Source organism: Burkholderia sp. FL-7-2-10-S1-D7 (assembly GCF_001524185.1).
Classification (GTDB): Bacteria; Pseudomonadota; Gammaproteobacteria; order Burkholderiales; family Burkholderiaceae; genus Burkholderia; species Burkholderia diffusa.
Genome location: NZ_LOWY01000030.1, coordinates 148388 through 168363, shown reverse-complemented (window position 1 = coordinate 168363; position 19976 = coordinate 148388). Strand labels below are relative to the sequence as shown.

Below are 19976 nucleotides of genomic sequence, written 5' to 3'. Positions count from 1 at the left end.
AGATGATCGATGATATCCGTTCCCCCGCTTGCCGCAAGCGCCCATCCCGACCATCAGTTGAGGGAGTTGCTGGGCTACGCGGTGCTGGCTCCGTCCAGCCACAACTCGCAGCCGTGGCGCTTCCTGGTCAACGGCGCCACGATTTCCTTGTGCGCGGATCGCGTTCGCGCGCTGCCCGTGGTCGATCCGTTCGATCGCGAACTGATCATCAGCTGCGGCGCGGCGTTGCTCAACCTGCGCGTCGCGCTCGATCACGCCGGGCTAGCTCACACGATCAGCACGTTCCCTTCCGAAGTCGACCCCGATCTCCTTGCGACGGTCCGGGTCTGCGACGACGGTTATTCCGATGCGTCGCTCGGCGCGCTGTTCGATGCAATTCCTGACCGCGTCACGACGCGCGCCCCTTTCGAATCGACGGCCGTGCCGGACGAGATCCAGCAAGCGCTGATCGAGGCCGGTGTCGCGGAAGGCGCCGACGTCGCGTGCGTCGACTCGATCGCGCATCGCGCACGCGTCGCGGAGCTGGTCGCCGAGGCCGATCGTCAGCAGTTCGCGGACCCGCGCTTCAGGCGGGAGCTGGCGAGCTGGATCGATCCGCGCCGGCGCGTCGACGGCATGCCGGCATTCGCGGCAGGCGTGCCGACGTTGCTGGACTTCGCCGCGCCCGTCGTGACGATGGCGGTACGGACTTTCGATCTCGGCAACGGGCTGGCCGCGCTGCATCACCAGCTCGTCGGCGCATCACCGTTGATCGTGTGCATCGCGACCGTGCGCGACGATCGCGAAGCGTGGCTCGCCGCCGGCCAGGCGCTGGAGCGCATCCTGCTCGTTGCGACGCGCGCGGGCTATACCGCGTCGTACCTGAACCAGCCGATCGAGACGGCCGGGTTGCGTGCCCATCTATGCCACATGCTCGGACTGCGCGGCCAGCCGCAGTTGCTGCTGCGCGTCGGGCGCGGTCCGCATACGCCGCATTCGCCGCGTCGCCCGCTCGACGAAGTGATCTCCTTCTCCTGATCCCGACGAGGAAACGAACATGAGCATCATGCGTTACGCCGCCCTCTGCGCGATCGCCGTGACGGCCGGCATGGCCGGCATGGCCGCCGCGCAGACGACCGTGCCCGAGCCGACCGAGCTCGTCAACGCGCAGCACTGCATGTTCTGTCATACGCAGGACATGACGTTCCTCGGGCCGTCGTTTCACGAGATCGCCGAGCGGTACCGCGACGATCCGCACGCCGCCGCGGAACTGGAGACCAAGCTGCGCGTCGGCGGTCGTGTGCATTGGGGCGACACGCCGATGCCGGCGGCCATCGATCGCGGCGGGCCGCTGTCTGCCGACGACGCGCACCTGCTCGTGCAATGGGTGCTGAGCCAGTGACCGTCGCACGGCGCTTCCGTTGATGTCGACCACCGTCAAACGCGCTCCCGCCGGCAGGGCAAAAAGCAACGCACGCCGCCGTCCCGCCCCCGTCGCGACGATCGCGAAGGCGCGCGGCAAACAGCTACGCACGAAACCCGATGCCGTCGGCCGCAACGATGGCACCCAGCACATCTCACGCCGCACGCGGCGCACCGCCAACATCCCGGACCGCACCCCGGTCAACGACGATGCGACCCTTCTGGAGGGGTCTGGCATGCGCGGTATCCGGCTGCAATTCGATTACTGGAAAGCCGAGGAGCGCCTGCAGAACGAGCGGATCGGCCATGCGGTCGTGATTTATGGCAGCACGCGTATCGTCGCGCCGTCGGTCGCTAACGCGCGGCTGGACGAAGCGAATCGCCTCCTCGCGGAGCGTCCGTACGACCCGAGCCGGCGGCGCGCCGTCACGATTGCCAGCCGGCTCGTCGAATTCAGCGTGTATTACCGCGTCGCGCGCGAGTTCGGGCGCATCGTCGCCCATGCCGACCGGTGCACGCGCACCGCGCGGCTGGCCATCGTCACCGGCGGCGGCCCCGGCATCATGGAAGCCGCCAACCGCGGCGCCTACGAGCGCGGCGCCCCGAGCATCGGCTTCAATATCGAGCTGCCGCGCGAGCAGGCGCCGAATCCGTACATCACGCCGGATCTCTGCTTCCGGTTTCACTATTTCGCGATCCGCAAGCTGCACCTGCTCGAGCGCGCGAAAGCGGCCGTCTTCTTCCCTGGCGGCTATGGCACGTTCGACGAGCTGTTCGAAGTGCTGACCCTGCTGCAGACGCACAAGATCGCGCCGCTGCCGGTCGTCCTCGTCGGCGAGGCGTACTGGCGCCGCGCGGTCGACCTGGCGTTTCTCGCGGATGAAGGGATGATCGACCGCCGCGATCTGGAACTGTTTACGTATTGCGAATCCGCCGCGGCGATCTGGCACGCGATCGGAAGCTGGTATGCGCGGCGCCGGGAACGCGCGCCGGCTCGCTGCAAGGCGTCTTCGAAGCGACGCGCAGTGTAGGAATCCGCCGACGACGCGGGCGTGTTTCCTACCGCGACTTCGGGGCCGGCTGATTGAATCGGGGGAGCGCGGCAACGATACTGAAACCACGGATACCGGCCGACCGGCACACCGATCGCACAACAACCAGGAGAGACGTCATGTCACACGCCGACTATCGTTCCGATTCGGAGATGCGGGCCGCCGCATCCGACACGTCCGACACAGCCGCGCTCGACGCGGTGGCACTCGTCGCACTCGCTCGAGACGCCGGCATGCTCGTGATACTCGACGGGCAGATCGGGCGCGAGCGGTACGAAAGCGTGACGGGATCGATCGCCACACTGGCCCGCTTCGCACAAGCGCTGCAGCTGTCCACGCTCAAGGTGGTGTGATGCCCGGCGTCGTGGCGTCGTGCGACGGCCCCTGTCGCTGCGCGGTTTCACGCGTCTGTTCGGGGGCGGCCACGTTCCGATGACCGCCTGCCTGTCGGGGCAAGGCACCCCTTTCGCCCCGACCTTTCCGCGGTGAAGCCGCGATGAACCGCGCGTTATCCGGACGGATCACCCGCATGCTCCCGGGTGTAGCGCTGCTCGCGCACTATCGTCGAGCGTGGCTTTCGCGCGACCTGTACGCGGGGATCGCGCTTTCGGCCGTCCTGGTGCCGGTCGGCATGAGCTACGCGCAGGCAGCCGGGCTGCCCGCCATCACGGGCCTCTATGCGTCGATTGCTGCATTGCTCGCCTATGCGCTGCTCGGCCCGAGCCGGATTCTCGTTCTCGGCCCGGATTCCGCTCTGGCGGCTTTGATCGCGGGTGCCATCGCCCCGCTTGCCGCCCATGATCCGCAACGCGCGATCGCGCTTGCCGGCGCGCTGGCGCTGTCGGCCGGCGCGATCTGCATCCTGCTCGGCGCGCTCGGTCTCGGCTTCGTCACCGATCTGCTGTCGCGCCCGATCCAGTACGGTTACCTGAACGGCATCGCCATCGCGCTCGTGGTCGGGCGGCTGCCCGAACTGTTCAGCATGCCGGTGTCGGGCAGCGACGTGTTTTCCAGCGTGCCGCACATCGTGCATGCGTTCGTCGACGGTCGCTTTTCCACCGCTGCCGGTTTGCTCGGCGTCGGAGTGCTGGCGGCCATCATCCTGATCAAACGCGTGACGCCGCACTGGCCCGGCATATTGATCGCCGTGCTGGCGGCAACGCTCGCCGCTCGCCTGCCGTCGTTGCACGGCGTCGCCACGGTCGGCGCGTTGCCGGCCGGCATGCCCGCCCCGCGCCTGCCGGCCGTCTCGCTTGCCGACGTGGGCGCACTTGCGTCCGGCGCGATCGCCGTCGCACTGGTGTCATTCGCCGACATCAGCATGCTGTCGCGCGCGCTTTCCGCACGGGCAGGCGATGCGCCGGACCGCAACCAGGAGCTGATCGCACTGGGCGCGGCCAATCTGCTCGCCGGCGTGACGCAGGGCTGCGCGGTCAGCAGCAGCGCGTCCCGCACACCGGTCGCGATCGCCGCGGGCGCGCAAAGCCAGGTCACGAATGTCGTCGCGGCCGCGTGCATCGCGATTCTGCTCATCGGCGCGCCGATGCTGCTCACGTTCGTCCCGCGCACGGCGCTGGCCGCTGTCGTGATCTATGCGGCGTTCGGCATCGCCGACGTGCGCAGCGTCGTGCGGCTATACCGCATGCGCCGTGGCGAATGTCTGATTTCGATGCTGTGTTTCGCCGGCGTGATCGGCATGGGCGTCGTACCCGGCATCCTGCTCGCCAGCGCGCTGTCGCTGCTGTCGTTCGTCTGGCGGGCCTGGCATCCGTACGACGCGTTGCTGGGCCGGCTGACGGGCGTGCGCGGCTATCACGACGTCGCGCGGCATCCGGACGCGGTGCAAACGCCCGGGCTCGTGCTGTTCCGCTGGGATGCCCCGCTCTTCTATGCGAACGTCGAGATCTTCTGCGAGCATCTGCTCGCGGCGATCGCGCGAGCGGCGGATCCGGTCACGCGAATCGTGATCGCCGCCGAGCCCGTCACCGACATCGACGTCAGCGCCGCGGACCGGCTCGTGGCACTGCACGCGGAACTCGGGGAACGCGGCATCGCGATGAATTTCGCGGAGATGAAGGGGCCGGTGAAGGACCGCCTGCGCGCCTACGGCCTGTTCGACGTGTTCGGTGAGGCCAGCTTCTTTCCGACCGTGACCGATGCGGTTGCCAGGCATGTTCGGCAGCCGGCGCGACATGCGCGTGGCTGCAAGAGGAAGCGCGCGCAGCGCCGGCGCGTCTCGCACAAGACGCGGTAGACGACAGTGGCGCGAATCGATGTGGCGCTCGCCGCATCGCGCGACGGGGCCGATGCCTTCGTCGACCCGCCCCGCCCACCGCTTCAGAGCGTGAAGGTGTTCGACTTCTTCATCTCGATCCACGTCATCCCGGCTCGCAGCGCATCGATCGCGGCTTCGCGCTCGGTTGCATGCGTCCTGCTGTGCGCGAACGTTCGCTCGCAAGCGCCGTCCGGCGAGTTGAGCGTCACGTGGATCCGGCAACAGAACCCGCCGGATTCGGCCGCGACCGTCTCGATCGCGACCGACCAGTCCGCTTCGTGAAGTTCGCCCGTAAGTGTCATCCGACCGCCCTCCTGACTCGCCGCGAATCGCACATCCGCCAGCCGGACTTACTCGACCACCAGATCATCGACGACGGCGCGCACGCCGCGCGCCGACCACGCGGCACCGCGCACGGCCTTGCGCTCGGAAAACGAGCCGACCTTGCCGGACAGCCGCACGGTGCCGTCGTGCACGTCGATGGCGATGTGCTTCGCCTCACGCTCCGCGTGACGCATGATCGCGCGCTTGATGTTCCCGCCGATGTCGTCCGCACCGACCGTCCCCTGTACCGCGATGTGGTCGGTCACGCCCGTCACGCTGCGCATCTGCGAGATCGTGCGCACGGCCAGGTGGCTCTGGTACGCCCAGTCGACCTTGCCGGACAACGTGATCCAGCCGCGTTCGACCTGCACCTTGACCGCGTCGTCATGCAGCCCGACCGTCCAGTGCAGCACCGAGCGCACCGCTTTTGCGATGTCCTCGTCGGTGCGCACGTCGTCGTCCGGCAGATGCACGGTCATGTCGACGACGAGCGCCTTGACCCCGGCCACGCGGTTCGCCGCGCGCTCGATCGCCAGTTTCTCCGCGTAGCTCGGCGGGTGCCCCGAAAGCGTCACGATCCGGTCGGTCACCTCGACGCCGATGCGTGTCGAATCGATCGACGGGTCGGACTCCAGTTCGTCCTGGACATCCTGCTTCAACTGCTTGTCGGTTTTCATCGTCTGCTCTCCTGTGAGCCGCGGCGTGCCTGTGCGCCGCACGTAGCCAGATTTGCACACGCGCGGCACCCGATCGCTGATGCAAGTCAACGGATGCCGCGCGCCGCACATCGTGTGCCGGCCGGAACGCCACTTGACGGAAGTCAAGCCGCTACGGCCCGGCCGTCTTATCGTGAGATCGCCGATGCGCGACGTTCCAGGCACGCGCACTCACGCTTCAAGGAGACTCGAATGACCGAACAGCAGCTGTTGGCCTATTCGCCGGCGCCCGTGATGCAGCCGGCGCCGCCCGAGGGCGACTCGCCGGCGATCGTCGATCTGCCGCGCCCGATGCTCGACAACGACGTGCCGCTGATGGCGGCGCTCGCGACGCGAATGAGCACCCGCGAATTCGCCTCCACACCGCTCCCGCCGATGACACTCGGCACGATGCTGTGGGCAGCGGACGGCATCAACCGCCCGGCGAGCGGCGGTCGTACCGCGCCGTCCGCGCACGCATTCAATGAAATCGACATCTACGTCGCGCTGCCGTACGGGGTCTATCGCTACGATGCGCCCGCGCATCGGCTCGTGCTGAAACACGCGGTCGATGCACGCAACCTCACGGGCTATCAGGACTTCGTCGGCCGCGCGCCGCTGGATCTCGTCTACGTCGTCCGGACGGGCGCGATCCTCGACATGCCGCCGCAGCAACGCGACGTGTTCTCGGCGATCGCGGCCGGCGCCATCGCCCAGAACGTCTCGCTGTATTGCGCGGCGGCCGGCCTCGGAACGGTCGTGCGCGGCTGGATCAATCACCGCACGCTCGCCGACGCGCTGCGACTGAACGAGGACGAGTTGCCGATCCTCGCGCAGACGGTCGGCTATCGGACCGGCAGTACGCCATCGCATGCGTGAGGGCACATGCTTGCGTTCCGACGAAACGGCGCGCGGATCGCTCCGCGCGCCGGATCCTCCCGATGGGCGATGCGTGCCTGCATCGCCCGTTGCCCGTCGTCCGATCAGCTGATCGTGAGTTTCTTCTGCCCGATCTGCGCCTTCTTCGGCAGCGTCAGCGACAGCACGCCATCCTGATACGCCGCCGTCGCGCTGGCATCATCGATGTCGCCGGGCAGCGAGAACGAGCGGCTGATCGCACCGCTGTAGCGCTCGCGCCGGATCACGCGTTCGCCGTTCTTCTGTTCGGTGTTGCGCTCGATCTTCGCGTTGATCGATACGGTATTCCCCGTCACCTGGACGTCGATGTCGTCCTTTGCGACGCCGGGCAGTTCCGCTTTGACCGTATACGTCTTGTCGTTTTCGGTGACGTCGATCTTCATCGACGCAAGGTCGGGCTCGTCTGCCAGTGCCATGCCGCGCAGCGGCCTGAACAGCCCCTGGAACAGATCGGATACGGGTTCCATCGAAAACGGATCGTAACGCGTCATGTTGCTCATGGTTCGTACTCCTCATACGGTGACATGCGACCGGCGCTCTCGTCCCGACAGCATCGGCCGCAATGAAGATCGGATGGCGCGACACCACATGCCGCGCATGGGACGAATGATCTTTGGAAATACAGCGTACCCGCCCGCCCCGGCACGCGCTTGATGCGCGTCAAGGGTGGCGGTCGATTACGTACAGAACCGGAAATGGCCGCTGTGGAGCAGGATCGGCCGTCCGCCGATTTCCTCGAGCAGGCGGCGGGCAGCGCGCTCGATGGCGGGACGATGGCGCGCAAAGGCGTCGACGAGATCCTGCTCGCGCGGCGACGCCGCGCGGAAGTGGTCTTCCAGCGCGGCCGAGGTGATCGCGCAGCGCACGCGGCGACCTTCGACGAGCGCCGGAAAGCTCAGCGCGGAATCGAGGTCGCAATACGTCGGATGTTCGGAAGGAAACGATATCTGCATGATGATCACCTGGACAGGTGGCGCACTGGCCCTAGGCCGCGACCGTGGCGTGTGACGCATCCTCGCTGCGCACGAGCATGACCGCGCAACTCGATGCGCGAAGGAAGCGTTCGGCGACGCTGCCGAGCACCAGCCGCCGGACACCGCGTCGACCGTGCGTGCCGACCACGGCCAGATCGATCGAATGATCGACGACGTAGCGCTGCAGGCGCTCCGCGACGTCCTGACCCAAATCGGTCTCGATGATTTCCGTCTCGCCGTTGACTGCCGCGCGCGAAATCGTCCGGTCGGCGTCCCGCAAGATCGCGGCGCCATGGCGCCGGATCTCGTCGAGCAACGCTTCCGTCTCCATGCGGCGGCTGTAGGCGAACAGCGTGGATGTGTCGACGACGAACACGGCAAACAGGCGGGCGCCGCATAACCTGGCCATCCTGAGGCCTTCGTCGAGCGCCTGATTCGCCGAAGGACTACCGTCCGTGGCAACCATGATATTCGTGTACATGCGAACCTCGCGGATAAAGCGACGCGCCGGCGGCGTCCGGATTCGCTTCCATCATCGGTGCTCGCCGCAAGCAGGCGTTGACCGAGGTCAACGGTTTGGAGCCGCTACGAAACCGGCACGAGAAGAAGCGGGCGGCCGTTGGCCGGCATCCGGCCGACCGAGAGGCGATACGCCGCATTGCCGAAGGCTGACGGCATCTGCCGCTAGCCCGGCGGTTTCTCGTCTGACCGAAAGCCTTGCTCGATTTGAAGGATTTTTCTGGCGCACACATCGTATTGCCATCCCGGGCCGCCGTTGCTGTCATACATGCCCTTGCACATCGCCTTGAGCCGGATCACCGAGCCGCCGCCCGATTCCGCGCGTGATGCCCAAAGATAGACTTCTCCACCCAGATACGGTTGCGCCGTTTCGATCTGGTCCGCACTGAATCGCGTGATTCGGGTTGACGAATGATCCTGGACGTAGCGCCGCGTGCGGCTCCACGCACGGTCGCACTCGGACGGGGTCGAACACTGCAGCGACGCCGCCTGACGCATCGCAAGCAGTTGCGTCTCCGTCGACCTGAAGGCCGCGAGCTGGTCCGATCCTGCACACGCACCCAGCGCAAGCACCACGCCAACCATCAACATCCGTCTTTTCATCGCCAATGCCTCGCGGGGCCGTGAGTTCCGCTCGCAACGGAACGGCATGATCGCGCTCGGCATCAAGCCACCGTATCGCGACTGGCATGCGGCATTTCGCATGCAGTCACGCGCCACATTGCGCAAGCGCTGAATTCAACTGTATTGCCCCGCCACCGAACGCCGTTGACGTGTGTCATCGGACGCGTTCGCGCGCGACGGACAGCGCATCATCGCGGCCCGTGTGGAGGCGGCGGCCGGCCGACGCAGCCCGCCCTCCCAGTAAGCCCTGCTTGACGGACATCAAGTCGAAACATGCGTGGGTCGGCTGCAATAGGGGTCGTCGAATCGGCGACCCTTGGCCGGTCAACCCGATCCAGTGACATCGAGCTGGCGAGAATGTGCCATGCCCGATGCTCGTTTCGAACCCACTCCAGCGGGTGCGGCAACCCGAACGCGCGCCCGTATAACCGATCCGTTCATCATGCCCCGATCGCCGCATGTTCCGTTCGCGCTGAGTCGCGGAGATGCACGACGAAAGTCGACGCAATTCGATCGCGCAATGCGCCGACCCGCCACCTATCCCCACCCCGCGGGCCGGATCGAGCGGATCGAAACCCATCTGTCCGTCGTTTATCTGGCCGGGCGCTACGCGTACAAGCGCATCAAGCCGGTGCACTTCGCCTTCGTCGATCTCATGCGGCCCGCACTGCGGCGCCGCTGCGCGCTCGCGGAGTGCACGCTCAATCGGCCGTTCGCCGGCCCGCTGTATCTGGGTGTCTGGCCGCTCGTCCCGCACGGCCGGCGATGTGCGTTCGCTGCACCGGTGCCGACCGGCGGGCGCCGACGCCGACGCCGGCAGCAGACGGTGCCGGGCGAGTACGTGGTACGCATGCGCCGGTTCGACGCGCGGGCGATGTTGTCGGTTCGCAGCGCATCGCACGACGACGGTCTGGCGGATGCGGACGCCCTCGCCGATACGCTGGCCCGCCATCATCTGCACGCTTCGCGCCGTCCGCCACGCGGCCATCCCGGCAGCGCAGCGAGCGTCGCCGCCCAGTGCCGGCCCTTGCTCGACACGCTCGACGTCACGGTGCCGGACGAATCCGCGCTGCGCGCCTGGTACGAAGCCGAACTGACCCGCATCGCACCGCTGCTCGCCGATCGGCATGCGCTCGGCTTCGTGCGCGCGTGCCATGGGGACCTTCATCTCGACAACATCGTCTGCTGGCGGAACCGGATCCTGATGTTCGACTGCATCGAATTCGACGACACGCTGCGCTGGATCGACGTGGCGAGCGATCTCGCGTTTGCGCTGATGGATTTCTCCGCTCACGGACGCGCGGATTGTGCCCACCGCCTCCTTTCCGGCTGGCTGGCACGCACGGGCGACCATGCTGCACTGGGCGTGCTGCCGTGCTACTTCGTCTACCGTGCGCTGGTACGCGCGCTGACCGCCCGACTGCGCGGTGACGAAGCGGCGCGCGCCGGCTACTTGCGCATTGCGTCGGCGATGGCCGATGCACGACGCGAAGCGCAACCGGTGCTGCTCCTGTGTCACGGGGTTTCCGGCTCGGGCAAATCGCTGGCCAGCCGGGCACTGGCCGCGCAACTCGGCGCCATCCGGTTGTCCAGCGACGTCGAGCGCAAGCGCGTGGCCGGTGCATCGGCCGACACCCGCCTGTCCCCCGGCGCGTATTCGGACACGGCGATCGACGAGATTTACGAAAGGCTGCTTTCGGAGGCGCGCGTGGTCCTCGACAGCGGCTACACGGCGATTGTCGACGCGACGTTCCTGCGCCGGCACAACCGTGCGGCGTTCGTCGCCCTCGCCGCACGGCTCGGCGTGCGCGTCGCAATGCTCGATTTCACCGCGAGTCGGGCAACGCTCACCGCGCGTGTCGCTGCCCGGGCGGCGCGCGGACGCGATGCCTCCGATGCCGACACCGCCGTGCTGGCCCGGCAGATCGAGCATGCCGACCCGCTCACCGAAGCCGAGGCCGCGATCGCGATTCGTTTCGACACCGATTGCGATGCCGCGGCGTACGAAAGCCGCGCGTTCTGGGCGCCGTTAATCGCCACGCTGCGCACGTGAGCGCGCGGGGCGAATGCCTCGGGCAAACGGCCCGGCCGCGCCGGGCGCCGGCCCCGCAACGTCACGCGCGGAAACGCTGCTCCTCGATCTGCTGCAGCTTGCCGACTTCCACGACGCCGCCGAGCAACCCCGCGAGATGCTCGACGATATCGTCGAGCGTCACGATACCGACGAGGCGGCCTGCATCGTCGACGACCGGCAGTCTCCGAATGCCCGACCGACGCATCTCCTCGAGCGCGACGCCGATCTCGTCCGTGTCGGACACGACGACGAGACCCCGCGACATGATCTGGCCGGCCTTCACCTCGCCCGGATCGTCGCCGCGGGCCATCACCTCGATCACCAGGTCGCGGTCGGTAACCAGGCCGATCGGAATGGCTTCGCCATCGCGGTACTCGATCACGACGATGTCACCGACATGCGCGTGCCGCATGCGATCGGCCAGTTCAAACGCACTGCATTCGGCCGTGCACGATTCGACCGGTTGGGTACTGATTCTTCCGATGTGCATGATGAGGCTCCCATTGCCCTTTGCATGGACGGTACGCATGCGCACCGCGCCGCGGCGACGCATGTTTCCCGAGTTCAGGGTAAGCGCGGCGCCCCGGGCCGGCTTGACGCACGTCAACCTGCCGCTCGCCGTCGGGGCCTGACGAGGCGCGGACGGCGAGGCGGCGACCGTCCATGATCTGCCTCAACGGCCACGCACGTGCCACCGATAACGTGACGTTATGTCGTGCAATTCGATTCCGGCCGCACCGCTGGCCGGCAACGCCACATCCGTCCCGCGGATTCCGTCGCCATGACCTACGCATTGATTCTGGTGAACTTCGCCGTGTTCATCGCCGAGGCGACCGGCTGGCCGGTGCTCATCGATCTGTTCGCGCTATGGCCGCCCGCACGACCGGGCGTGCCGGCGACACCGGATTTCCACGTCTGGCAGTTGCTGACCTACAGCGTGCTGCATGCCAGCCTCGCCCATATCGCGTTCAACATGTTCGGGCTCTACATGTTCGGACGCGACGTCGAACGCGTGCTCGGGCGCGCGCGCTTTCTCGCGCTCTATCTGGCGAGCGTGCTGGCCGGCGCGATCACGCAACTCGCGGTGATCCAGGCCCTGCCGCCCAGCAATGCACCGACCGTCGGCGCGTCGGCCGGCGTTTTCGGCGCGCTGATCGCCTATGCCGTGCTGTTTCCGAAACGACGCGTCGTGCTGCTGTTTCCACCGGTACCGATGCCCGCATGGCTCTTCGCGACCGGCTATGCGTTGACCGAATTGCTGTCCGGCCTCAGCGGCGACACGAGCGGTGTCGCGCATTTCGCCCATCTCGGCGGAATGCTCGGCGCGCTCGCGTGCCTCGCCTTCTGGCGAACACGCGCAAACGAGCACACGTGACGCCGGTTCCCGCCGATGGCGGGAACGCGCTTTAGATGCTGAGATATCCCTGGAACAGCCACGGTGGACCGGCTTTCTCGCCGGCCGCGCGACCGCTCGCGGCGGGCACGCAAACGCCCGAGAAACCGGGCGAGCCGTCCTGCCAGAACGACGGCACGAAGGAAAATTCGCCGTTGACCGTCACGACGAAGTCGCGATTGAACTGCGACGGCGCGAAAATCGTCACCTCGTGGAAGAACGACACAGCCTCGTCATGCGCCGTGCTGCGCGCGGCTAGCAGCCCCCGGGAGTCATAACGGGCCGGCAGCGTGTAGATCTTCCCGCCGCGCTCGACCGCCTCCGCCGGTGTGAAAACGAGTTCCACGCCCGGGTACGGCAGGCGGTAAGGCTCCCGACAGACCGGGCCGTCGGGCCCGAGCGCGAGCGGCGGATGGACCCAGAGCGAAAGCGACAGCGGGCTCGTGCGCTGGGCGAAGTATTCGGAAAGCCAGTTCATGGTCAGTCCTCCCGTGAACGGTCATTGACGTCGAGTTGCGGAGCGTGTCTGCCGGATCGACGCGGTTGCGTCGACGGTTCGTCCAGCGTCGCACGCCCCGCCGGGCGACGCTTGACGCCGATCAAGCACGCGACCGACATGCAGCCCGAGCGGTCAGCAGCCGAACGTGCGGGTATGGTCGTCGTAGTCGAACAGTCCCGCGTGGCGGCCCCAGTCGATCACGACCCGCAGCGCCTGGTCCGCGCTGCGCGGATCGAGATGATCCTCGAGTTCGAGTTCGAAACGCTCGCGCGGCGCGCGATGCCCTTCGCGTTCGCCCAGCACTTCGTCGATATGCTCGGCGAGCGGCACGAACCGGACGACATGCTCGCGAAACAGACGCCGCCGGGCATCGTCGTCGCTTTGTACGAACACGTGGCCCGCGGCACTCAGCCGGATGGTCCGGTCGTGCCATTCGGCAAACGCGAGCAGATGGAGCGCGGCCGCCGTCGAATACAGCGCGTCGGTCCGGAGCGCGAGCGCCGATGCAATCGTGCCGAGCAGCGCCCGCCGCGCACTACCTCCGCATGGTGCTCCACGACGCCTCTCCCCGCCGATGATGGCGGTTCATCTTCCCGGGCGGGGCGGCCGGCAGGCTTGACCTGCGTCAACCGCCCGGCAATGCGCGGCGCCACGATTGCAGCGAGTCCTGCCGCGCAACGGCCACCGTTCAGGAGCATCCGGATGACACCCGTTCCGGCTACGCCATACCGCACCGACGAGCGCGCCTGCGTCGGCTCACGCGGCGGGGTACGCGTTCGCGAGCGCCTCGACGAACGCGTCGAGGCGCTCCGGGGCGAGCCGGTTGATGCCGGCCGCCCCTTCCCGGCCACCGCCCTCCGGAAATGCGCGACAAAGACGATCGGCGCCATACGGTGCGGCGATGGGCGCGCGAACGCTGACGGTGTACCCACCCGAGGCCGACAACGTCAGCACCGCGTGAGCGCGTGCTGCGTCGCCCCGCGCGAGCCGATTGGCGAAAACGCCGCGCACGCGACGCGCCCAGCGCGTGGCCGGGAGGATATAGACATCCGCCCCCGGCAGCGCGATGTTCGGGCGCTGTCGCTCCGCACGCGCGATATCGCGCCGCCGGTTGGCATCGAGCCGCCGCGCGAGGGGCGACCTCGCAAACTCGAGCGGGTTCGCATATTCCCGCACCACCGCATACACGGCCAGCGGTGCCATGAGGAGATCGTCCGGGCGATCGCCGTAACCGTTGTAGTTGACGGATTCGCCGAGCACCTGCAGACAGTAGGCATCGGCATCCGTCAGGCCGCAGGCGGCGGCGAGCCTGCCGGCCACGCCGAAGAGATTGTCGCCATAGGCACCGACCACCGCCCAGAGTCGCTGCCGGCCCGCCAGGTACCGGTCGACGATGATGCTCGTGCAGGTGTCCGGCGCCGTGTCGATATGCGCGTGAAGGTGCGGATGAGTGGGCACGGCGCCGGGCATGTGGTGATCGAAATAGTCGACGTCGACGCCGCGCGCCAGCAACGCATCGAGTGCCGCGTGGTTCGCGTCGAGCGAAACGTCCAGGACCGTGACGATGTCGCCTCGGGCGGCCGGCACGCGCGCGAGCAGCGCGATGTCGCGCTTGGGGCCGGTCACGAGCACCGACTCGGCCGGCATCTCGAGCCGGAGTTGCTGAAGCGAACAGATGCCGTCCGCATCACCGTTGAACACGTCAAAGCGCGTCATGATTCGCAACGCCCGATAACTGCATGAATCGAGGTAGCCATGCCATGGAACAACTCCCTTTCAGCCTATTTGCCTTCGCCTCGTGTCGCGCCTTCGGTGAACGAATCGCGGCCCGTCTCGGCGTCACGCTCGCCGCGCACGAGGAACGTCCGTTCGAGGACGGCGAACACAAGACGCGTGCGCTTGTCAGCGTGCGCGGACACGACGTCTACGTCGTGCAGTCGCTGCACGGCGAGCCAGGCAGTTCCGTCAACGACAAGCTGTGCCGGTTGCTGCTGTTCATCGGCGCGTTGAAGGACGCGTCGGCCGCACGCGTTTGTGCGGTGACGCCCTACCTGTGCTACTCGCGCAAGGACCGCCGGTCTCAGCCGCGCGATCCGGTATCCACGCGCTATGTCGCCACGTTGCTCGAAGCGGTGGGCGTCGATCGCGTCGTCACGATCGACATCCACAACATCGCGGCGTTCCAGAACGCGTTTCGCTGCCCTACCGAGCATCTCGAGGCGAACGGCATGCTGGTCGAATGGTTCGCCGGGCAAGCCGGCGACCGGCCGGTCGTGGTCGTATCGCCCGACGCAGGAGGCGTGCGGCGAGCCGAGGATTTCCGTGCACGGCTGGAAGCGCGCATCGGGCGCCCGGTCGACGCGGCGTTCGCCGGCAAGCTGCGCAGCGGCGGCGTCGTGACACCCAAGCCGATCGTGGGCGAGGTCGCCGGCCGTTGCGCCGTCATCGTCGACGACCTGATCGGAACCGGGACGACATTGGCCCGCACGGCCGAGGATTGCCGCACGCTCGGCGCGCAATCCGTCTATGCGGTCGCGACGCATGGGATGTTCTTTGAAGACGCGGCCGACCTGCTCGGCGGCGACTCGCTCGCCGGCATCGCCGTGACCGACACGGTGCCGCCCTGGCGCGTGCCGGCCGGGCCGCTCAGGGACAAGCTCGCGATACTCGACAGCGCGCCGCTGTTTGCCGAGGCGATTGCGCGTATCCATCGCGGCGGCTCGCTCACGGACCTGCTGCGGCGCTGACGTGGCTTGCCACCCATGTGAGCTCGCAGTCGTCAGCGTGCCGCCGGGCGAGCGCGATGTACGTGCTCGCCCGATCGCGCCAGACCGGCGTCGCCCTGAATGCGGGCTCGCGCAGGTGCCACGCGGCGAGCCGCGCGCGCGTCATGGCCCGGCAGCTCTGGTAGAAATTCACGCATCCGTCATCGACATCGTCGCCGCTCGCGGAGTGATAGGCATTGACGAGCGCGTCCGCAAAACCCGGTGCGCCGAGACGCTCGCATTCGAGCGCGAGAAAGCCGACCTCGTCGGCCGCATCCTGGACTCTCAGTCGTCTGCAGAATTCGAGGCAATCGATGATCGCGACCGGATCGTCGATGCAGACGTGTTCGGGACGCAGATCGCCGTGCCCTTCGACGACATGCCCCTGTCGCACACGCAGGTCGAAGCGCGCGGCTTCACAGACGAGCAACGATCGTTGCCGTGCGCAGAGCGTCCGCACGGTATCGGCGGACTGGCCCGCGATCGGCTTGCACAACGCGCGTTCATTGGTGTCGATCGTGCAACGCAGCGCTTCGCGATAAGCCGCACCGTCGATTCGCGCGGGTGCCAGGGTATGGTAGAAGGCGCTCAGGCGAGCCGCGATGCGACACGCGTCGCCTGCCGTAGCCATGCCACGCGACAACACGCGGTCGAGCATGCGTGCAGCCGGCAGGCGCCGCATCCTGACCAGCCAGTCGACGATTTGGCCAGGTCCGTCCGCATGCAGGCAACCGCGGGCGTCGACGACGAGCGGCACCACGTCGAGATAGACGTCGGCCGCAAGCCGACGGTTCAAACGCACCTCCTCGCAACAGAAGCGATGGCGCGCGGCCATCGTTCGAAAATCGAGTTGCGGCGCGCGCACGGGCTTCTTGAGCTTCCACGCGTACCGGTCCGTCAGGAATACCCACGACATGTGCGTCTCCACGGCCTCGACCGATCTCGTGCCGTCTGGCCAGGCTGCGGGCATGCGTAACGCGGACACCTTGTCGCTCAGCGTGATCGCGCGACCGACCGGGATAGGGGCATCGTTCATGCCGCTTGCTGCCCCGCGTGCGTGTCCGTCCTGGCATTCTCCTGCGCGACGAGTGTCGACAGCGCCGGAGAAATCGCCGGCTGCAGCGGCATGACGGGCATCAGTGCATGCATCGGGTCGGGTAGCGTGGACAGTTCGCGCATTGCGTGAATGCGGCTCTCGCCGAGCGTGGGGGCAGCGAGTCGCGCCCCTCCGATCATGACGGGCCGCAACAGCGGGGTTCCGTCGATGTGTTCGCCGTCGAGTCCGATGCTGTCGGCGGCGATTCGCCCGTCCGGGCCGTATTCCCGAAACACCTGCTTGCTGCCGGGCAGCGTGGCCTTGCCCTCCGAGCGTTTGCAGCGCGCCCGGCCCGCATACTCGACGAGCTTGTACGCGCAGTCGAGGCACGGTGCGTCCGCCGATGTACTCATCTGTGTGCCGATTCCGAAACCGTCGATCGGCGCATGCTGGTGGATAAGCTCCAGCAGCCGGTTTTCGTCGAGATTGCCGCTCGCGAAGATCGTCGCGTCCGTCAGGCCGCCGTCGTCGAGAATCGCGCGCACGTTGCGCGCATGCGCCGCCAGATCGCCGCTGTCGATCCGGACCCCCTTGATGCGCACGTTCTCGGGCGCAAGCCGCCGCGCCAGTTCGACGACCTTGTGCGCCGCGTGCTCCGTATCGTACGTATCGATCAGCAGCAACGCGTTATCCGGCTGCGATCGCGCGAAATGCTCGAACGCGAGCGCTTCGTCGTCATGCGCCTGGACGTATGAATGCGCCATCGTGCCATAGACGGGAATGTCGTAACGCAAGCCGGCGAGCAGGGTCGCCGTGCCGGAGAATCCGGCAAGGTAGCTGGCCCGCGCGGACAGCATCGCCGCCTCCGCGCCATGCGCGCGCCGCAGGCCGAAGTCGACCAGCAACCTGCCATGCGCGACGAGCGTGGCGCGTGCGGCCTTGCTGGCAACCAGCGTCGCGTAATGAAGCAGGTTCATCACGCGACTCTCGACGAACTGCGCCTCGCGAAGCGGCGCCGTGATCCGCAGGATCGGCTCGTCGGCGAAAAACACCGTGCCTTCCGGCATCGCGTCGACGGAGCCCGTAAAGCGGAAGTCGGCAAGCGACGCGAGGAAATCCGCTCGCAAGCGCCCGGTCGCGGCCAGTCGCTCGAGGGCAACGGCCGTAAAGCACAGGCCCTCCAGATAGTCGAGCACGTGCGCCAGTCCCGCCGCCATCAGGAATGCCCGATGCTCGGGCAGCGCCCGTACGAAGAACTCGAAGCTGGCCATGTCGTTCATTCCGACATCGAACGCGGCCTGCATCATCGTCAGTTCATACCAATCCGCCAGCAGCACGTCGTCGGCGTCAGCGTCCGGCCAGGATCCGTTCATCATGTGCCCTCCCGCGTCGCTCGCGCGCAATCGTGCGGCCGGTATCCGGCCGCTTCGTTGCAGACAAGCGTCGCTTCCGTCATTGCGGCGCGGCCCCCGGAGTCGATGGAACCGCGGTCCACACGCCATTACACGACGCGACATACGGATAGTATCCGCGCGGGTCGTTGCAGTAGTACCACGCGCGAGCCGGCGGCAGCCGGGCCGGGGTCGGTGGCGGCCGCTGCACGACGATCGCAGGCGGAATGTAGGTCGGATACGGATACATCGGTTCCGGATAGATGTACCAGTATCCGTCGACGATCCACCACCACGCGTAACGCCCGCCGTGCCATTCCTGCACCCATCGACCGCGCTGCCATCGCGCACGCTCCCTCGGCGCGAAGTGGCGAAAGTCCCGCCCGTGGAAATCCCCGCCGTGGACATCCTGGCGGGGTACATGGCGAGCATGCTGGGCATGTGCCGGCTGCGTCGGCACGCAGCACGCCGACGCGCACAGCACGAGCACGCGGCATGCGCGTCTGAGCCTGTTCATGGTCGTCATTCTTCGCGGAGATGCGATCCATCGTATTGAGGCCGTGCCGCGCGGCTTTGACCGGGATCAACGCGTGCCCGCGGCCCGGCGGGATGCCGGCGATGCCGCATTCGCAGGCCTCGGGTCATGCCGCGCGCGCAGGGTTCGTGTCGCCGCGCTCGCCGGTTCGCATGCAGCGCAGATGACCGTGAGCACCGCCGTCGGTCAGTACGTGAAGGTGTCCGATTTCTTCATTTCGACCCACGTCATTCCGCTGCGCAATCCCTCCAGCGCTGCTTCACGCTCGGTCGCGAATACCCGGTGATGCGGAAAGACATGCTCGCACTTGCAGTCGGGCGAGCGGACCATCACGTGGACACGGCAGCGGTAGCCGCCGGTCGCAACGTCAACCGTTTCGATCGCCACGGTCCAGTCCGCCGCGTTCAATTCACCGGAAATCGTCATGATTACCCCCTTGCTTGCCGTGCGAGCGCATGCCGCTTCCATCATCGGTCGCGCCACGTCGCGAAGCGCGATGACGATATCCGGCCCGCCGCCGCAAGATCCATATCGGGCCGGCGACGAGGCCCAGGATCGCGGCCCACAGCAGAAGCACATAGCCGAACAATTGCCAGAATTCACCGACCCGCTGCTGCAGGATCCAGGTGCGGTACGACGCGACGTCGCTCGCGGCATCCGGATACGATGCGCGATAAACGAACAGCGGCAGGCAGACGTCGTATTCGGGAATCGGTGTCATCAGCAGCGATCCGGCCGGCCGCGCACTCACGCCCCCGCATTCCGGCGCGGTCATGCCGGTCAAGACACCGGTGCTCACCGGATGGTCGTGGATCGCCCCGAGCCACGTCGTCGCGCTCGACAGCAGCAGGCAGAGCCCGATTGCGCCGAGCCACCAGCGCATCGGCGTGCGCGGACCGGTATGCCGGCCGCGTGTCATGGGATCGCGCGCGTCCGAGGGGCGCATCGCACCTGCATCGAGACCGCCGCTGCGTCATGCACGGCGCGACGGAAGCTGGCACCGACCGGATCAGCCACGCTGTTTCTCCTCGAAATACGGCTGGCGGGCCGCCACGAGCCGCAACTCATCGAGCAGCGCCGCGGCAGCGCGCAGCAGATCGTCGAGCGAGACGATGCCGATGAGTTCGCCGTCGCCGCCGACGACCGGCAATCGACGGACGCCGTGCTGGCGCATCCGCTTCGCGAGCAGCCAGATGTCGTCGTCGGCGTTCGCGGTCGCGACGGGCGCCGTCATGATGTCACCGACGAACAGCGAGCCGGCCTGCGCATCGGGGCTGACCACCGTCAGCACGATGTCGCGATCGGTCACCATGCCGACCGGCACGCGTCGCCCCTCCTGTTCGCGCACGACGATCAGATCGCCGACGTGCGCGTCTCGCATCATTTCCGCCGCCTCGACGACGGTTGCTCGTGCCGAACACATGGCGACATCACGGGTACAGAGCATCGCGGCATTCATGTTCGTTCTCCCGGCCGGGGCAACGCGGACCATCGATCGATG

General features: G+C 67.3%; 25 protein-coding genes. 10 read left to right on the top strand and 15 right to left on the bottom strand.

The features are described from left to right. Nucleotides 1-9: 9 nt before the first annotated feature. From WS75_RS13955 to WS75_RS13935, 5 genes are all read left to right on the top strand, one after another. Nucleotides 10-1017, top strand: coding sequence for an Acg family FMN-binding oxidoreductase (locus WS75_RS13955; protein ID WP_059680973.1), 1008 nt, complete (start codon nt 10-12; stop codon nt 1015-1017). A gap of 19 nt (nt 1018-1036) precedes the next feature. Continuing rightward, nucleotides 1037-1381: a c-type cytochrome gene (locus WS75_RS13950; protein ID WP_059680972.1), complete on the top strand. Its 345-nt coding sequence runs from the start codon at nt 1037-1039 to the stop codon at nt 1379-1381. A 22-nt stretch (nt 1382-1403) separates the two neighbouring features. Then, entirely contained in the window at nt 1404-2432 is a 1029-nt protein-coding gene (locus tag WS75_RS13945; RefSeq protein ID WP_059680971.1) for an LOG family protein, read from the top strand. 173 nt (nt 2433-2605) lie between these two features. Continuing rightward, nucleotides 2606-2806 carry a hypothetical protein gene (locus tag WS75_RS13940; protein ID WP_257129382.1) on the top strand — a complete coding sequence of 67 codons (201 nt, stop codon included), beginning with the start codon at nt 2606-2608 and terminating at the stop codon, nt 2804-2806. A gap of 143 nt (nt 2807-2949) precedes the next feature. Then, nucleotides 2950-4707 (top strand): SulP family inorganic anion transporter, encoded by a 1758-nt coding sequence (locus WS75_RS13935; protein WP_059680969.1) that lies wholly within the window; start codon nt 2950-2952, stop codon nt 4705-4707. 83 nt (nt 4708-4790) lie between these two features. Here WS75_RS13935 and WS75_RS13930 read toward each other — a convergent pair whose 3' ends face one another. After that, a complete protein-coding gene (locus WS75_RS13930) occupies nt 4791-5030 on the bottom strand; it encodes a hypothetical protein (protein ID WP_059680968.1) in 240 nt (79 codons plus the stop codon). 48 nt (nt 5031-5078) lie between these two features. Next, on the bottom strand, nt 5079-5729 hold the full coding sequence (locus WS75_RS13925) for a BON domain-containing protein (protein ID WP_059681061.1): 651 nt from the start codon (nt 5727-5729) through the stop codon (nt 5079-5081). Between the two features lie 231 nt (nt 5730-5960). On the opposite strand from WS75_RS13925, the gene WS75_RS13920 reads away from it, so the two are divergent. After that, nucleotides 5961-6626, top strand: coding sequence for a nitroreductase family protein (locus WS75_RS13920; RefSeq protein WP_059680967.1), 666 nt, complete (start codon nt 5961-5963; stop codon nt 6624-6626). A gap of 104 nt (nt 6627-6730) precedes the next feature. On the opposite strand, the gene WS75_RS13915 is transcribed toward WS75_RS13920, so the two are convergent. From WS75_RS13915 to WS75_RS13900, 4 genes are all read right to left on the bottom strand, one after another. Then, complete coding sequence (locus tag WS75_RS13915; RefSeq protein WP_059680966.1) at nt 6731-7165, bottom strand: Hsp20/alpha crystallin family protein; 435 nt, start codon at nt 7163-7165, stop codon at nt 6731-6733. A 177-nt stretch (nt 7166-7342) separates the two neighbouring features. Continuing rightward, the gene (locus WS75_RS13910) at nt 7343-7618 is read right to left on the bottom strand and encodes a DUF1488 domain-containing protein (protein ID WP_012218261.1); all 276 of its coding nucleotides are present in this window, start codon (nt 7616-7618) and stop codon (nt 7343-7345) included. A 31-nt stretch (nt 7619-7649) separates the two neighbouring features. Beyond that, nucleotides 7650-8120, bottom strand: a complete 471-nt coding sequence (locus WS75_RS13905; RefSeq protein WP_059680965.1) for a universal stress protein — start codon at nt 8118-8120, stop codon at nt 7650-7652. A 203-nt stretch (nt 8121-8323) separates the two neighbouring features. Further along, the gene (locus WS75_RS13900; protein WP_257129374.1) at nt 8324-8824 is read right to left on the bottom strand and encodes a hypothetical protein; all 501 of its coding nucleotides are present in this window, start codon (nt 8822-8824) and stop codon (nt 8324-8326) included. Nucleotides 8825-9224: 400 nt separating this feature from the next. Here WS75_RS13900 and WS75_RS13895 point away from each other — a divergent pair, with 400 nt between their 5' ends. Then, nucleotides 9225-10835, top strand: coding sequence for a bifunctional aminoglycoside phosphotransferase/ATP-binding protein (locus WS75_RS13895; protein ID WP_059680963.1), 1611 nt, complete (start codon nt 9225-9227; stop codon nt 10833-10835). A gap of 61 nt (nt 10836-10896) precedes the next feature. Here the strand turns inward: WS75_RS13895 and WS75_RS13890 are convergent, their stop codons facing one another. Then, entirely contained in the window at nt 10897-11346 is a 450-nt protein-coding gene (locus WS75_RS13890) for a CBS domain-containing protein (protein ID WP_059680962.1), read from the bottom strand. A gap of 291 nt (nt 11347-11637) precedes the next feature. Here WS75_RS13890 and WS75_RS13885 point away from each other — a divergent pair, with 291 nt between their 5' ends. Further along, on the top strand, nt 11638-12231 hold the full coding sequence (locus WS75_RS13885) for a rhomboid family intramembrane serine protease (protein ID WP_059680961.1): 594 nt from the start codon (nt 11638-11640) through the stop codon (nt 12229-12231). A gap of 31 nt (nt 12232-12262) precedes the next feature. Here WS75_RS13885 and WS75_RS13880 read toward each other — a convergent pair whose 3' ends face one another. From WS75_RS13880 to WS75_RS13870, 3 genes are all read right to left on the bottom strand, one after another. Further along, a complete protein-coding gene (locus WS75_RS13880; protein WP_059680960.1) occupies nt 12263-12727 on the bottom strand; it encodes a hypothetical protein in 465 nt (154 codons plus the stop codon). A gap of 153 nt (nt 12728-12880) precedes the next feature. Further along, complete coding sequence (locus WS75_RS13875; RefSeq protein ID WP_373558505.1) at nt 12881-13258, bottom strand: AAA-associated domain-containing protein; 378 nt, start codon at nt 13256-13258, stop codon at nt 12881-12883. Nucleotides 13259-13504: 246 nt separating this feature from the next. Then, entirely contained in the window at nt 13505-14464 is a 960-nt protein-coding gene (locus WS75_RS13870; RefSeq protein WP_059680958.1) for a hypothetical protein, read from the bottom strand. A gap of 44 nt (nt 14465-14508) precedes the next feature. On the opposite strand from WS75_RS13870, the gene WS75_RS13865 reads away from it, so the two are divergent. Further along, nucleotides 14509-15495, top strand: coding sequence for a ribose-phosphate diphosphokinase (locus WS75_RS13865; RefSeq protein WP_059680957.1), 987 nt, complete (start codon nt 14509-14511; stop codon nt 15493-15495). Here WS75_RS13865 and WS75_RS13860 read toward each other — a convergent pair. From WS75_RS13860 to WS75_RS13850, 3 genes are all read right to left on the bottom strand, one after another. After that, on the bottom strand, nt 15473-16549 hold the full coding sequence (locus WS75_RS13860; RefSeq protein ID WP_059680956.1) for a hypothetical protein: 1077 nt from the start codon (nt 16547-16549) through the stop codon (nt 15473-15475). The two genes, WS75_RS13865 and WS75_RS13860, sit on opposite strands and share 23 nt — an antisense overlap. Next, nucleotides 16546-17922, bottom strand: a complete 1377-nt coding sequence (locus WS75_RS13855) for a nicotinate phosphoribosyltransferase (protein WP_059681060.1) — start codon at nt 17920-17922, stop codon at nt 16546-16548. Before WS75_RS13855 ends, WS75_RS13860 begins: the two co-directional genes overlap by 4 nt. A gap of 79 nt (nt 17923-18001) precedes the next feature. Beyond that, complete coding sequence (locus WS75_RS13850) at nt 18002-18457, bottom strand: hypothetical protein (RefSeq protein ID WP_059681059.1); 456 nt, start codon at nt 18455-18457, stop codon at nt 18002-18004. On the opposite strand from WS75_RS13850, the gene WS75_RS33540 reads away from it, so the two are divergent. Then, a complete protein-coding gene (locus WS75_RS33540; RefSeq protein WP_156429775.1) occupies nt 18456-18761 on the top strand; it encodes a hypothetical protein in 306 nt (101 codons plus the stop codon). The genes WS75_RS13850 and WS75_RS33540 overlap by 2 nt on opposite strands. Nucleotides 18762-18884: 123 nt before the next feature. On the opposite strand, the gene WS75_RS13840 is transcribed toward WS75_RS33540, so the two are convergent. Then, complete coding sequence (locus WS75_RS13840) at nt 18885-19394, bottom strand: hypothetical protein (RefSeq protein ID WP_257129373.1); 510 nt, start codon at nt 19392-19394, stop codon at nt 18885-18887. A 90-nt stretch (nt 19395-19484) separates the two neighbouring features. After that, nucleotides 19485-19934 carry a CBS domain-containing protein gene (locus WS75_RS13835; protein WP_059680954.1) on the bottom strand — a complete coding sequence of 150 codons (450 nt, stop codon included), beginning with the start codon at nt 19932-19934 and terminating at the stop codon, nt 19485-19487. Between the last annotated feature and the right edge of the window lie 42 nt (nt 19935-19976).